Raw genomic sequence first — 13,930 nt, forward strand, 5'->3', positions numbered from 1 at the left:
TCCTATTCTCCTGCTCATACCGGCACCCGATCCACAGTGGTGCCGGTCTGTACCGGGACCGCGCGCTGCCAGCACACCCGCACCCACGCCTGCAGCGACAGCAGCAGTTCGATCGGCAGGGCCCCGGTCGCCGCTCCCAGGTGCAGCTCGGCGGTGGCGTCGCCGAGCCGGTCGGCGTACCCGACATAGTCCTCCACCACGATGCCCGAGCGGGGTGGGTGAGGGCGGCGGATGACCGCGACCCGCCTTGCGGCGAGGTCGGCCCACAGCTCGTACACCATCGTTTCGCAGATCTTCGTCTCGCGGGTCGCATCGACGCGGTCGGTGTGGCGGCGCCATAGCTGCACCCCGCGAGCGAGCACCAGCTGCCGCAGTACCCCGGTGCCCCAGCTGACCCGGCCCGGGTCGATCACTAGCCGTGCCGAACCGGTCCCGGTCAGATCACATACCGTTGCGAGCGGATGCACCGCACCCGCCTCTTCCACCACGACCCGAACCCGGCCCGCACCGGTTTGGGGGGCCATGTAGACATCGCGGCCGACCAGTCGGTACCGCATCCACGGCCCCGGCCCATCCAGGCCGCTAGGGATCGGACGCACCCTCATGACCGCTCCCCTCGCCCGCCGATGTGCACGGAGCCGATGCCGCCCGCGCCAGCAGAAGGAAGGTGGTCCGGTCGCGCATTCGCCGTCTCCCACCGCGCGACCGGACCCGGAAGAAGGCGCCGCGACACTGCCCCGGTGCAGCACCTCCTGGTCTCGATGTGATTGCTCCAGCCCCCGAGCACCATCCTTGGGTGCCGATCCAGCGCCGGTTTTCCGACGCCCTCAGCACGCCGACCTGAGCCGCACTCTGCAGCGGCAAGACCCGTTGCGACTGAGAGGTTCCGCTTCCGAAGTCCGGTTGCATCTGTTGGGCTGCAGCAATCAGCGCACTCGGCAGTCTCACGCGGGCGGACCGCATACCGCCAGCCTTCGGCGACCAGACGCTTGGCCACCTGCATGTAACCGACCGCCTCCAGCCGCAACTCGATGCCGCACCCGCGGCACGTCACCACCACCGGCCGGGCAAGGCTGTCCGTACCGGTGGCCGCGGCATCGAACACGACGGGCCGGTAGCTGGCGAGAACCAGAGCAGAGGCGACGCTGCCGTGCACAGCAGTCGTGATTGCCGCCTCCACTCCGACCCCGGACACCGGGACCAGGTAGAACCCGGTGCCCTCGCCACCGCCACCCCACATGGCGGCGACACTCCTGGCAGTCGCGGCATCCGCCGCACCGACCCGATCGAACAGCGACTCAGAGCCGAACACGCACATCAGGCACCACCGCCTGCTCGCGCGATCTGTGCTGTGCTCGCGTCACTCGCCCGGCGCGCCAGCGCCTTCCCGTCCCGGCACAACCGCCGGACCAACCCGCCGGCGCCCTTGCAGCGGTCGCATCCGTCAACGTGCTCGAGGTATTGCGTCCGCGCCGCATCAGGTGGGAGACTGCTAGATGCCAGTCCTTTCATGGAGTCCTCCAGAGTCGTGGATGGTTCTGGTGTTCGGGGCTGCGCGCCGTCATGTGAGAGTGGGGCGCGGGCCCCGTTAACGGGTCCGATCGGGCCGGTATCCGGTGCCGGTTGAACATCCCGGGACCGGCCGTGTTGCGATCGTCTGGAGATTGACGATGCGGACCAGCGGGACTCTCGGGCTTCGCTTCGGATCGACAGTCCCTTATTGCGTTCGTCAAGCAGGTTCGGCCGGTCTCGATCAGCGCCGACTCCCGCTCGGGGGTCAGCCATGTCTTGTGGGACAGCGGCACCACGTGCGGCCGTGTCGTCTCCAGGCCGGTGAGGTTCGCGATCCCTCGCGGTGAGCGTTCGGCAAACTCCGCGGTGACGAACCCCGACCCTGGCCCCCACACGAATGCGATCGCCTCGCCGTCGATGTCGGCTCTGCCGATGGGGTGCTGGGCGCCTTCACGGAGGCTCATCCGATGACCTCCATCTCGAAGTACCGCCAGCGCTGCTGGACGATCTCGATTACGGTGTTGCGGGTTTCGACGGTCCAGACCGCGATGCCGGTCGCCAGTTGAGCTCGGGAGTCTGCCAGCTGGACCACTCGTCCAAGTTCGATGTCGGGCTCGTCGATATAGGCCAGGCGCACCATGTCGAAGGCATCGCCTTCGCGCTGGAACATGGTCACGTCGCTCCCGGCCAGGTCGAACACATCGATAGTGCGGCGGATCGGTGCAGCGTTGGTCATGGCGCACTCGCTCTCGTCGGTGCCAGGCCGACCGCGCGAGAGAGCGCAGTGCGGAACAGGTTGTTGAACTCGTACTGCCAGACAGAGGCGTTCTGGCGGTAAAGACCTTGGAAGGCAATGCCTGGGTCAGAACTGCTCGGGCGGTGGGCGCGAGCGATGATCTGGCCCCGTTCGCTACCGAGCCTGGCCGTGACGGTCTTTCCCGTGCGGGAGACCGTCATGTAGATCTGATTGCGCCCTCCCGGGCTGGTGAACGTTCCGAGCGTGCTAGAGGGGGATAGCGTCAGCGTGTGATTGGCCGGCTCTCGCATTTCAGTGGGCAGGGAGTCTGTCAGCGCTCGTGCTGCCCGCTCTTTCAGCGACGCCATCCACGCAGTGCTGCGAATCCGCCAGCGGTCTTCGACCTCCACTCGCGGCTCGGCGCTGAGCGGGTACCAGATTCGGGCCACAGCCCTGCGGGTTCTTGGACTGTCGGCGTGCCGCACCGCCACCGATCTGCCAGTACGGGACACGATGAGCGCGAACTCCTCGTCCTCAGGACCGGCGAACGCGCAGAGCTTCGTGTCGGGCTCCAGCTTGGCGTCCAAGCGTCCTCCTCTGGCGTTGACTGGCCGGGATGGCGGCCGTACGATCAAGCTTTGTGGAGAAGAACGTAATCCCAGGTCAGCGGTTTAGGCAATTTCCAGGACCGGTTCACATCGACTGTTGCCACTGAGAACTGACACTGAGAGGGACGAATTACTGTTAGATCTGGCTGGCACCACCCACCGATGATCGAACGTGCACTCATCGCTACAATCCGGTGGCATGACCGTGAACGAAACCGGCGTTTCCACCGCTATCTCGACCCCTCACGCTGTCATCGCTGAGATTCTCGAGCAGGAGCGGCAACGGCCGCGCAAGGGCAAGCCCAAGGGGCTCTCCAAGGCCGAGATCCCCAGCGACGTCTGCTCTCGCACCACCTACAACATGCTCATCAAGGGGACCTACCCCAAGGTGAACCCGTCGATGATCCGGGATCTCATGGACGACATCTTCCAATCGGATCCCGAACTCATCCGGCAGGTCCGCGAGCTGGCACGAGCCACGCACGAGGAGCAGTGGTGGGATGCCTATCGGTCGGGTATCGCCGACAACAGCTGGCTGGGCATCCAACGTCAGGAGCGGGCCTCCCGTGTGATCAGCCACTGCAACAACTTCGTCCCGGTTCTGGCGCAATCGGTCGAGTTCCTGTCGGCCCTGTTCGAGTCGTTGAAGACGACCGTCAAGGAACACGATGTCGACCTCGACGCCGCCTACCAGCTCCGGCTCGGACGACTCGAGCGGTGGGAAGACTCCGAACAGCCGCTGACCTGCGTCATCGGAGAAGCCGGGTTGCGGCTCGATCTCGGAGCCGACGTGCGCGAGGCACAGATCCGGCACCTCCTACAGCTACACGAGTTGCCTCATGTTGAAATCTTCGTGGTCCCGTTCTCGGCAGGCAGGTACAGCGTCCTTCAATACGAGTTCAGCATCCTCGAGTTCGACGACGGCCCGGAATCGCTCATCCGCCTCTCGGGCCTGAGCGAGCGATACTTGACCTCCGACAGCAGGCATGGACTCTTCTTCCGGAACGGGCTCAACGAGGCCAAGTCCATGGCCATGACGATCAAGGAGTATGCAGATGGAAGCCCATGAAGGCTGGCGGAAGTCCTCTCGGTCCCAGGGCGACGCCAATAACTGCGTGGAGGTTCGGTTGGGCCCGGCGGGCCCGCAGCTGTCCGACAGCAAACTCGCCCACGCCCGGCCCATCATCTCGATCAACGAAGCCTCCTACATCGGCTTCCTCGCCCACGTGAAGTCAGATTCCCTGCACCCCATGGAATGACCACAGCAAAATTGGCACGCCAAGTGGGACTGAGCGGACCAATCAGGTAAATGCAGCACCCAGCATAGCGACCGCCACTCTCAGTGGCGGTCGCGCTTCATTACTAAAGCCCCTCTAGTGAAGAACCGCTGCGGGCAGCCGGTTTGAAGTGCCGAGGCGAGGTGAAGCGCTACCCGTGCTCCAGCGCCGCACGGATGCGCGCGAAGTCGGGCTGCAGGGCGGCGACGCGATAGCGGTTCCCCGTTCCGACCCCGTGGCCGAGCTCGCGGAGCACGACTCGAAGTTTCTCCTGCGTCGTGCCCAGCAGCAACGCAAGGTCAGCGGTCGTGAGGGCGGGTATGTCGTCTTCGAGGGGCACCACCGAGAGCGCGCTCTGGCCTGTGGTCGGATCTGTCCAGGACCGCAGCTCCACGGACGTGGGGAACTTGATGCTGATGCGGTCCTTGCGTTGCTTCCCTTGCTGGTCGGTTGGGTGCGTTATGTACTTCTCGGGGTTAGCGGTCATCTCGCGGATCATGTCCTCGGCCTGGGTCATGAGGTCCCCTCTCCATAGCTGCATGTAGTACAGCACGCGTACCAAAGTGGGGCCCCCGAACATGCCTACTCGAGCCAGGGCACGGTCTGTGATCGCAGCTTGCAACTGCCCAAGTCGGGCACAATCGCTGTGGCTCTAATCATGGAGAGAGGGAAGGTATCGGACCGTCTCAGGGGTTGGAGCTTCCTTCGGCGTAGGTCTGGAGCATCGCAACCAGGTCAGTGAAGAATGCGGCGAAGTCGGGGTACCTGCCGTACTCGCCGCCGTCGAACCAGATCACCGTCCCGGCCCCGGGCCGGCCTTCCCCTACGATCACCACCAGGTCGCTGCCCTCACCCGCGGCGACGGGGACGAGGTCTGCGACGTCGAGACCGGAGTCCTCAAGGTCGCCTTCGGCAGTGAGGGTCTCAATGAGTTCGCGAGCGCGGTCGGCGTGGCCTTGGCCGTGCAGTTCGGGAGTGCCGAAGAGGTCGAGTGTGAAGTAGGCACCTTCCCAGCCATCGGCATGAGTAAGGAAGTGCCGATACGACTCCGGGAGCCGGAGACCGAGTTCCGCTTCGGCGGAGACGATCTGCTCATCATTCGCAGCCGGTCGTGGGACGCCGATCTTGAAGCCGGTTCCAGTGTCGAGTGCCTCGATCTGGGAGTGGGCACCGATCGCCAGGCCCAGCAGGACGGGCCACTCAAGGGCATCTACAGCCGATTCGACGGGGTTGTTGGAGACGTCTTCGGTGGTCATTGGCTGGCTCCGTCCGTCGTGTCGGCCGCGTCGACTGTATCCCAGGTGTTGTCCAACTCGAATCCTGACGGCCGGTAGCCCTCGGGGTACTTGTCGGACTGGCTGCCAAGCGAGGCGTTCACGGTGGCGTCGTGCCGGCCCCAGCCGCCAGGTGGGTCCGCAGTCCCCGTCCAGGTGGTGTCGGGCAGGTGCGCGGCGACCAGGTCCCCGTAGGGCTCGCCGGCCCGTTCGGCGCGGGCTCGCTCGCGTGCCGCCGCGGCGTCCTTCTGGACCTTGAGGGTGGGATCCTTCGAGGGACGGACGCGGCCCGAACCCGAGAGGGTGCCGTCCTCGATAGCCTGGTTCGCCGCGTCAATGTACTCCTTGACCTGCCTGCGATGCTCGTCGGTCAACTTCCCCTCGAGCTTGCGCGGTGCGCTGAACCGAACCGGACCGGACTTGATCCCGGCTCGTTTCTGCAACGTGCCATGGCTACGGGTCGGCTTCGGGACCCCATTCGCGCCAGTGGCTCCCGCTCTCGCCGAAGCCGGGCTGCGAAGCGCGTTGACCCCCGTCAGGACCGCTTCGAGTCTCAATCGGATGAGCTCGGCCGCAGCCGCGTGCTCCTCGAGCTGAGACTGGACTGCGGCCAGCTTGCCTGCGCTGCCTTCGATGCCGAGCGCATCCAATCGTCCCCGGACCTCAAAGGCGGCCGCAGCGGAAGCGCGGATGCCTATGCCCGAAGCAGCACTGAACTGTTCGGCGATCGCGAGGGTGGCGGACAGGTCTTCAAGAGAGGTCACGGGCAGGCTCTTCGCGGGGGTCAAAGGATCGCAAGGGGCAGGAGGTTCGCGTGCGTGGGCGGCTGCACCAGGCAGCCGCCCACGGGTTTATGAAAGTTGGTCGAGTTGCGCGGTGACGCGCGCGATGTCGGCCTCGGCGGTCGCCTTGCGCGCCTTGATCTTGTCGACCACGGCGTCCGGCGCCTTCGCCAGGAACGCCTCGTTGCCGAGCTTCCCGGTCGTCCCGGCCAGCTCCTTCTCCGCGACCTTCAGGGCCTTCTCCAGCCGCGCCCGCTCGGCCGCGACGTCGATGGTCCCCGACGTGTCCAGGCCCACGGTGACCTGGTCGGACACCGCAAGCTCCGCGGTGGGTTCGAAGCCCTCGGCCTCGGCCTCCAGACGCACCAGCGCGCGCACCAGCGGCTCCTGGTCGGCCAGGCCCGCCGCGGCGAGCCCCGAGATCCGGGCCGGCACCGGCTGGCTCGGCTTCACGCCCTGGTCGGAGCGGAAGCGCCGCACCTCGGTCACCAGGTGCTGGAGGGCGCCCACGAGGCGCTCGGCCTCGTCGTCGGCGCCCGCGGGCACCGGCCACGCGGCCACCGTCAGCGAGTCGCCGCGGTCCTCGGTGCCGGTGAGCGTGAGCCACAGCTCCTCGGTCACGAACGGGATCACCGGGTGGAGCAGCCGCAGCAGCTGGTCGAACACGTGCCCGATGATCCGGCGCGTGTCCTCGGCCCGCTGCCCGCCCTCGGCGAGCACCGGCTTCGTCAGCTCCAGGTACCAGTCGAAGACGTCGTCCCACGCGAAGTGGTACAGCAGGTCCATCGCCTTCGCGAACTCGTACTGCTCCAGGTGCGCGTCGACGCCCTCCACCGTGCGCGAGAGGCGCGAGAGGATCCACCGGTCGATGAGCGACGGGTCCGACGGCAGGTCGCCCTCCACGGTCGCGCCCGACATGAGCGCGAACCGCGTCCCGTTCCACAGCTTGTTGCAGAAGTTCCGCGAGAGTTCCGCGAGTTGCAGGGAGGCGATGCCGTCCGCTCCTGGCGTCGCGTCCCTGGCGAGCATGAAGCGGAGTGCGTCGGCCCCGTACTCGTCGACAACGTCGAGGGGGTCGATACCGTTGCCCGACGATTTGGACATCTTCTTGCCGTTCGCGTCTCTGACGAGGCCGTGCAGCATGACGTCCGCGAAGGGCGCCTTGCCCATGGCGTAGGTCCCGAACATCATCATCCGGACCACCCAGAACGGCAGGATGTCCCAACCAGTAATGAGAGCGCTGGTCGGATAGAACTTCTCAAGTGCGGGAGTCTGGTCAGGCCAGCCCAGTGTGGAGAAGGGCCAGAGCGCGGAGGAGAACCACGTGTCGAGCACGTCGGGGTCCTGCACGTAGCCCTCCGGGGCACTCTCGCCCGGGCCCACGCACACCTCTTCACCGTTCGGCCCGTACCAGATCGGGATCCGGTGCCCCCACCACAACTGGCGCGAAATGCACCAGTCGAGGAGGTTGTCCACCCACGAGAAGAACCGCTTCTCCATCTCCGGCGGGTGGATCTTCGTCTCGCCCGAGCGCACCGCGTCGCCCGCCGACTTCGCCAGGCGCTCCACCTTCACGAACCACTGCTTCGACAGGCGCGGCTCCACCGTCGTGTCGCAGCGCTCGCAGTGCCCGACCGCGTGCATGTACGGGCGCTTCTCGGCCACGATGCGGCCCTCGGCCCGCAAAGCGGCGGCGATCGCCGAACGCGCCTCGAACCGGTCCAGGCCCTGGAACGGGCCGTGCGCGGTGATCGTGCCGCGCTCGTCCATGATCAAGATCGACTCCAGGCCGTGCCGCTGGCCGATCGCGAAGTCGTTCGGGTCGTGCGCCGGCGTCACCTTCACCGCGCCGGTCCCGAACTCGGGGTCGACGTGCGCGTCGGCCACGATCGGAATGCGACGGCCCGTGAACGGCACCTCCACCGTCGTGCCGAGCAAGTGCCGGTACCGCTCGTCGTCGGGGTGGACGGCCACCGCGGTGTCGCCCAGCATCGTCTCCAGACGCGTCGTCGCCACCACGATCGAAGCGTCGCCGTCCCCGTACCGCATCGACACGAGCTCGCCCGCGTCCTCCTGATGCTCGACTTCCATTTCAGACAATGCCGTCATGCATCTGGGGCACCAGTTGATGATGCGGCCCGCTCGGTAGATGAGCCCGTCGTCGTAGAGCTGTTTGAAGATCGTGATGACTGCATTGGAGAGCCCGTCGTCGAGGGTGAACCGCTCGCGGTCCCAGTCGACGCCGTCGCCGATCTTCTTCATCTGCGACGTGATGCGCTCGTGGTAGACGTCCTTCCACTCCCACACCTTGTCCACGAACGCCTCGCGCCCCAAGTCGTGGCGCGAGACGCCTTCGTCCTGGCTGATCTTGCGCTCGACGACGTTCTGTGTTGCGATCCCAGCGTGGTCGGTGCCCGGCAGGAAGAGCGCTTCGCTCCCTTGCATGCGGGCTCGCCGGGTCATCGTGTCGATGAGGGTGTGGTTGAGCGCGTGCCCGAGGTGGAGCTGCCCCGTCACGTTCGGCGGGGGGATCACGATCGCGTAGGGCTCGCGGTCGGAGTCGTCGGCAGCCTTGAACCGGCCCTCGGATACCCATACTTCGTAGCGTCGCGCCTCTACCTCTACGGGCGCGTACGTCTTCGGAAGCGGGGTCTCCTGGGTCACGGTGTTCTTGGCTGATTCAGTCACTGGCCCAGTGTAAGGATCGCGCGTGGTTTCCTGGCCGATGGGTTTCTCCTTCTGCCCCGGTAGCAGCGGCGGCGGGTGGTGTGTCGGGTTCGGGGCCGGTGTGAGTGCGGTGGGAGGTTCACCAGGTTGGGGGCGGGTCATTTGGTGTGGAGGTCGTCGGGGGTGACCAGGACATCCAAGCCGCTGCGGCGCCAGGTCGCCACGGCGTGGTCGGGGGTGTCGACGATGGGTTCCTGGCAGTTCAGTGAGGTGTTGAGTAGGACGCCCAGGCCGGTGCGGCGTTTCCACGCCTCCAGGATGGTGCGGGCGGCGCCCTGGTCGGCGCGCGCGATGATCTGGGGGCGGGTGCTGCCGTCGACGTGGGTGATCGCGGGTAGGTCCGGGGAGGTGACGGTGGTCGTGTAGCTCATGTACGGGCTGGGGACATGCGCACCGAAGTAGGTGGCGGAGTCTTCTTCCAGGACCATGGGCGCGAATGGCCGGAACCCTTCGCGGTGTTTGATGGTGTCGTTGATCCGCGCGGTCATCGCAGGGTCCCGCGGGTCGGCCAGGATGCTGCGGTGGCCGAGCGCGCGGGCGCCGTTCTCAGCCCGGCCGACGCACACGCCGACGGTCAAGCCCTGCTCGAGGTGGTCGACGGCCCCTTCCAGCAGACCGGGGGCCGGGGTGCCGGCGTCGGTGCCCAGATACGGGGTCCACGTGCGCGGCGCGAAGGGTTCGCCCAGGACGTGATGCCAGGCGAACAGGGCCTGCCCCAGGGCCAGTCCGCAGTCGCTGGGCTGGGCGGGCACGAACGTGTCGGTGAAGATCCCGGCGGTATGGACGGCGGTGTTGGCGACGCAGTTCATGCTGCACCCACCTGACAGGACCAGGTGGTCGGCGCCGAAGACTGCGGCGAGGCGCTCGGCGGCTGCCAGATATGCGGTGGTAGTCAACGACTGGAGCGAGGCGGCGAGGTCTTGGGCGAGGGGCTCCTTCGCATCCAGGTGCCCGGCGAGGACGAGCGGGGCGGGGAGTGGCGCGTAGGGGGCGGTGTAGGCGGCGGTGCGCAGGGCGTCGACGAGCTCGGGCCGGGCGCTCCCGTAGGGCGCCAGGCCCATGAGTTTCCCTGCAGCTTCCAGGCGACCATAGCCGAGGTGGTGCTGGCCGACCGAGCCCCACACCGATCCGATGTTCATCTCCCGCCCGTCCCGGGTGATGCCCCAGCCGTATTCGATGTCGAGGATCCGGCCGTGCTCAGCCCGCGCGGCGGCCAGGGTGCGATCGTCCCCGCCCCCGTCGGCCGACAAGACCGTCGCGCTCGCGTAGGGACTGGTGTAGTAGCCGGTGGCCAGGTGTCCGAGGTGGTGGTCGACGGCGATGCACGGGTAGGCGCGGCCCAGGAGCCGGATCTGGTGGCGGCTGTAGCGGTCTTCGGCCGCACACCGCAGGTCGGGGGTGTGGAAGTCGCTGCGCTGGGTGTAGAGCTCGCCTTTGAGTTCCCAGTCGGGGCCGGGCTGCCCGTCGAGGTCTTCGCGCACGTAGGGGTTGATGACGACGAGGTCGATCCCATCGCGGTCCCAGCCGTACCGCTCCAGGAGGGCCGACAGGTCCATTCCGCCCTGGTCGTGGCGTCGGCGCGTGGATCGTTCCTTCTCGATGACCGCGATAGGCTGCCCGTCCTCGAGTAGGCATGTGGAGCTGTCGTGCCCATAGTAGAGCGAAAGGATGCGCATGGAGTCTCCGAATATGTGTGGTCGGGGCTAGGGGATGCCGAGCTCGTCCCAGCAGCCGGTCAGCTGGTACTGGCGTTGCCGGGCGAGGGTCAGGGCTTGGGGCAGGTCGAACGCGGCCATGTGGAGCAGGTCAGTCAGCCGGTCGGGTTTTGCAGCGATCAGGTCGGCCGTGATGGTGTCGGCGTCGCGGCCTGCGCCGTGGAACCGCTGAAAGTAGGTCAGGTGGGATTCGACGACGGGCGCGGTGGCGGCGTGCTCGCTGATGGCGGTCTGTGAGAGTCGCCCTGGCCGGTGGTGGATGCGGTAGTCGTAGAACGGGCCCGGGATGCAGCCGATGCGGTTCGGCCTGCCGTGGCGCGCTCGCTCGGCCAAGAGTGCGATGGCGAAGGCCCAGTCCTGCCATTTGCGGACGGCCGGATTGTATGCGGCGGCGAGCGCTTGGCTGGTGCGGCAGACCAGGGAGATCGGGGCGTGGTGTTTGGTGGCTATGAGCGCTTCGGTGCAGGGGTAGGAGGAGATGGTGTAGCCGGTGGCGGCACCGAACATGTGGGCCATGGTGTGGACGAAGGCCATGCCCGGGTCGGCGCGCAGCAGCGCGACCGCGCGGTCGGGGTAGGTGCCGTCGGCGAGGAGGCCGGGGTCGGTTGCGAGTCGGTCGTCGGCGTCGAGTTGCATCGTGTAGGCGAAGGCGGCTGCGGCCAGGCCCGTGTTTCGGGCCGTCTGGACGCCGCAGTGTTCGGGCAACTGGAGCACTCGCACATTGGAGGTGGTGCGCAGCTGCTCCAGGTCGAGGAGCGTCGCCGGGTCATCGGAGGCGTCATCGACGACGATGGCCTCCCAGGGGCCTGCCCAGGGTTGCGCGCAGAGGGAGTCGATCGCCTCGGCCAGGTACCGGCCGGCGTTGCGGCAGGGAACGATGACGCTCACTCCTTCCTGTCGTTCATGCACGCGTGCCTCCCTGGTGCAGCGGCCGAACGACGGCCGGTTTGCGCGCCTGCACCGTCACGCGGGTGGCCTTGAAGTAGGGCCGACCGCTGGTGGTGTCCCGCTCCTGGTGCGGGCGGTCGGTGCGTGTCACTTCCCAGCCTGCGTAGAGGCCGTGCAGGAGTATGGCCAGGTCGGCGGTGGTGAAGGCGGCCTCCCCCTCGATGCACACCGGGGTGTCGGGGCCGGTGATCCGCCAGATATCGGTGAACATCTCGAGGTGGTGGACCGTTGCGGGAAGGGCGGCGTCGATCAGTGCCGCCAGGAGCCGGGTGACGTGGTCTCGGCCAAGGTAGTGGAGTACATCCTTCGCGATCACCAGGTCGTAGGCATCTGTGGGGGTGAAGTCCTCCAGTCGGCCTTGCCGGATGTGCAGGCGCGCGGGGTCGAGAGGGTGTCGTGCGACTGCTGCCGCCAGGGGCCCGGGCGGGACTTGGTCGACGGCGTGGACGCACAGTCCTGCCTGGAGCATCGCGATCGTGTGTTTGCCGCTTCCATAGCCGACGTCGAGGGCCAGGACCGCACCGTTGGCCCTTGCGGAGGCGATGAGGGCGTGCACCTCTGCGCTGACGGGCGCGTGCAAGTCTTCGGCGGTGTCGATCCCCGCAGTCAGAGCCTCGGTGTAGAAGCGGCGGACAGCTTCCTGAGATCGGTGTGCGGTCACGGTGCCACCAGCTTGGCGTCGGCCCGCCGGCACGCCAGGAGCCGAGTGGCGCGGCGCTCGGGAGCGAAATCGGTGACGGTCAAGCTAGTTCCGGGCGAGGCCGCGGCGAGGCAGAGTGCTTCGGTGACGCGCATCGGCAGGGCGTGGCTCGCCAGGCTACTGCGGGTCTCGATTCCCGCGAGCCACCGTTCCATGAGGGCGCGGTTGCTGTCGGAATGAAAGACGCCCGAGAAGTCTTCTGACTCCACATAAGACTCGTCTGGGATAAGGGCGGCGTTGGCTCGCTCGGTCAAGCGCGCGAATGCGTCGATGCGATCGGCGTCCTCGCCGCTGGGGACGTCGTAGCAGTGGACGTGCGCGGAGTAGAGCGGGCCGATCTGGGCCTCCACGTCCACCGCGGACGTACGGCCGTTCTTGTTGTACAGGCCCTCCGGCAGACGCGGCCAGGTCCGGATCGAGGGCGTAGTCTGCTCGAACGCGAGGGTGCCGAGGGTGATGGTGTGGTGGGTGTCGCTGTCGTAGAGCCGAAATACGGCAGTCACGTCCGTCTCCCCGTAGTGGCCCCCGTCGGGGTGCGCAGGCAGACGCGGGCCGCGGTCACCGATCGCCGCTGCGTGCGGGCCGGTGACCCGCCGGTGCTGGTCCGCGGGGCCCACACTGTAGGCGGTGACGTCGAGGGCTAGGCGCGCTTCGGGTAGCAGGTCTGCGTTGAGGGCAAGGACCTGCATTGCCAGGTCGATGTAGTGGTAGGCGCCGTGCATGAGCATGCCGTACCCGTACCGGTAGGGGTGGTCGGTGCGCGAAGCGAACTCGGTCTGGGTATTCCAGACCCCGCCGGCGGCACGCAGGTGCAGGGACGTCAGCGGCGTCTGCCACCGGTGCATCCGGTCGCGGATGCCGGTGACGAATCGGTCGTTGTAGATGCGGTGGTATCGACTCAAGGTCATGACCGAGCAGCCGGATCCCCCGAACCTGTCGGCGAGGCTCCGCATGTGGCCGGTGATGTCGGCGGGAGCGAAGGTCCCCGACTCCAGGGGAGCGAGGACCGGCTTCTCCACCAGGGCGGCAATGGCGTTCTCAGCACAGTATTGCAGGTAAGGCAGGTGGGCGCGGACTTCCGTGGCGATGTACATCATGACCGGCCGGCCCCGATCCGATACCGCGCGGACTGCTTCGTCGATCGCGCGCTGCTGCAGCGCCGGGTCGAACGCCGCCGCATCGGGCACGTACGCCACCGCGTGCGGCCGGTGCGCCGCTGCCGCGAGTCGAGCTTCGATGATCTGCCGCTGAGAAGCGAGGTCGATGACCGCGTAGGAGTCCAGCCGGCCCTCTTCGATGGCCGACCTGATCGTGGGCAGGTACTTGTTGACGACGATCTCGTCGAACCCCACCACAATGAGGCGCGGGCGGGCAGTCGTGGTTGCAGCTGGTGCGGCGTGGGCGCGCGAGCTGGTCTGTTGCGGAATGAACGGCAACGAGGCGATCATGGCTTCGGTCCTCCATGTAGCGGCTGGCGTCGGCGAAGATGGCAGCGCTGGCCCGCCCCACTGGAGACGGACAGGCAGCCTTGCAGCCGCCGGCCTCCCGGAGCGGCGACCGCATCCCAGGGCGGCGGATCACGCACACGCCCCACCCGCTATCAAAACGGCACCGGCAGCGGCACACCAGAGCACCGACCCGGCACCAACCG

General features: G+C 67.2%; 13 protein-coding genes. 2 read left to right on the forward strand and 11 right to left on the reverse strand.

The window, feature by feature from the left end:
- Window positions 1-14: 14 nt before the first annotated feature.
- The 3 genes from AB0A65_RS01280 to AB0A65_RS01290 form a co-directional block, all read right to left on the reverse strand.
- Window positions 15-557 carry a hypothetical protein gene (locus tag AB0A65_RS01280; RefSeq protein WP_359944341.1) on the reverse strand — a complete coding sequence of 181 codons (543 nt, stop codon included), beginning with the start codon at window positions 555-557 and terminating at the stop codon, window positions 15-17.
- Between the two features lie 1,415 nt (window positions 558-1,972).
- On the reverse strand, window positions 1,973-2,248 hold the full coding sequence (locus AB0A65_RS01285) for a hypothetical protein (protein WP_359944344.1): 276 nt from the start codon (window positions 2,246-2,248) through the stop codon (window positions 1,973-1,975).
- The gene (locus AB0A65_RS01290) at window positions 2,245-2,835 is read right to left on the reverse strand and encodes a hypothetical protein (RefSeq protein ID WP_359944346.1); all 591 of its coding nucleotides are present in this window, start codon (window positions 2,833-2,835) and stop codon (window positions 2,245-2,247) included. The genes AB0A65_RS01285 and AB0A65_RS01290 overlap by 4 nt, the downstream gene beginning before the upstream one ends.
- A 220-nt stretch (window positions 2,836-3,055) precedes the next feature.
- On the opposite strand from AB0A65_RS01290, the gene AB0A65_RS01295 reads away from it, so the two are divergent.
- Window positions 3,056-3,925 carry a Scr1 family TA system antitoxin-like transcriptional regulator gene (locus AB0A65_RS01295; RefSeq protein ID WP_359944349.1) on the forward strand — a complete coding sequence of 290 codons (870 nt, stop codon included), beginning with the start codon at window positions 3,056-3,058 and terminating at the stop codon, window positions 3,923-3,925.
- On the forward strand, window positions 3,912-4,115 hold the full coding sequence (locus AB0A65_RS01300; protein ID WP_359944351.1) for a DUF397 domain-containing protein: 204 nt from the start codon (window positions 3,912-3,914) through the stop codon (window positions 4,113-4,115). Before AB0A65_RS01295 ends, AB0A65_RS01300 begins: the two co-directional genes overlap by 14 nt.
- Before the next feature lie 169 nt (window positions 4,116-4,284).
- Here the strand turns inward: AB0A65_RS01300 and AB0A65_RS01305 are convergent, their stop codons facing one another.
- The 8 genes from AB0A65_RS01305 to AB0A65_RS01340 all read right to left on the reverse strand — a co-directional run bounded on the left by AB0A65_RS01305 (window position 4,285) and on the right by AB0A65_RS01340 (window position 13,727).
- Window positions 4,285-4,650: a hypothetical protein gene (locus tag AB0A65_RS01305; RefSeq protein ID WP_359944354.1), complete on the reverse strand. Its 366-nt coding sequence runs from the start codon at window positions 4,648-4,650 to the stop codon at window positions 4,285-4,287.
- A gap of 169 nt (window positions 4,651-4,819) precedes the next feature.
- Entirely contained in the window at window positions 4,820-5,389 is a 570-nt protein-coding gene (locus AB0A65_RS01310; protein ID WP_359944356.1) for an SMI1/KNR4 family protein, read from the reverse strand.
- Complete coding sequence (locus tag AB0A65_RS01315) at window positions 5,386-6,171, reverse strand: hypothetical protein (RefSeq protein WP_359944359.1); 786 nt, start codon at window positions 6,169-6,171, stop codon at window positions 5,386-5,388. The genes AB0A65_RS01310 and AB0A65_RS01315 overlap by 4 nt, the downstream gene beginning before the upstream one ends.
- An 87-nt stretch (window positions 6,172-6,258) precedes the next feature.
- Window positions 6,259-8,877 carry a valine--tRNA ligase gene (locus AB0A65_RS01320; protein ID WP_359944362.1) on the reverse strand — a complete coding sequence of 873 codons (2,619 nt, stop codon included), beginning with the start codon at window positions 8,875-8,877 and terminating at the stop codon, window positions 6,259-6,261.
- A 137-nt stretch (window positions 8,878-9,014) separates the two neighbouring features.
- Window positions 9,015-10,592, reverse strand: coding sequence for a carbamoyltransferase C-terminal domain-containing protein (locus AB0A65_RS01325; protein ID WP_359944365.1), 1,578 nt, complete (start codon window positions 10,590-10,592; stop codon window positions 9,015-9,017).
- A gap of 27 nt (window positions 10,593-10,619) precedes the next feature.
- Window positions 10,620-11,540: a glycosyltransferase family A protein gene (locus tag AB0A65_RS01330; protein WP_359944368.1), complete on the reverse strand. Its 921-nt coding sequence runs from the start codon at window positions 11,538-11,540 to the stop codon at window positions 10,620-10,622.
- Window positions 11,533-12,240 carry a class I SAM-dependent methyltransferase gene (locus AB0A65_RS01335; RefSeq protein WP_359944371.1) on the reverse strand — a complete coding sequence of 236 codons (708 nt, stop codon included), beginning with the start codon at window positions 12,238-12,240 and terminating at the stop codon, window positions 11,533-11,535. Before AB0A65_RS01335 ends, AB0A65_RS01330 begins: the two co-directional genes overlap by 8 nt.
- Window positions 12,237-13,727, reverse strand: a complete 1,491-nt coding sequence (locus tag AB0A65_RS01340; protein WP_359944373.1) for a hypothetical protein — start codon at window positions 13,725-13,727, stop codon at window positions 12,237-12,239. Before AB0A65_RS01340 ends, AB0A65_RS01335 begins: the two co-directional genes overlap by 4 nt.
- Between the last annotated feature and the right edge of the window lie 203 nt (window positions 13,728-13,930).

Source organism: Glycomyces sp. NPDC047010 (assembly GCF_040644205.1).
In the GTDB taxonomy this organism is placed as follows: Bacteria; Actinomycetota; Actinomycetes; order Mycobacteriales; family Micromonosporaceae; genus Glycomyces.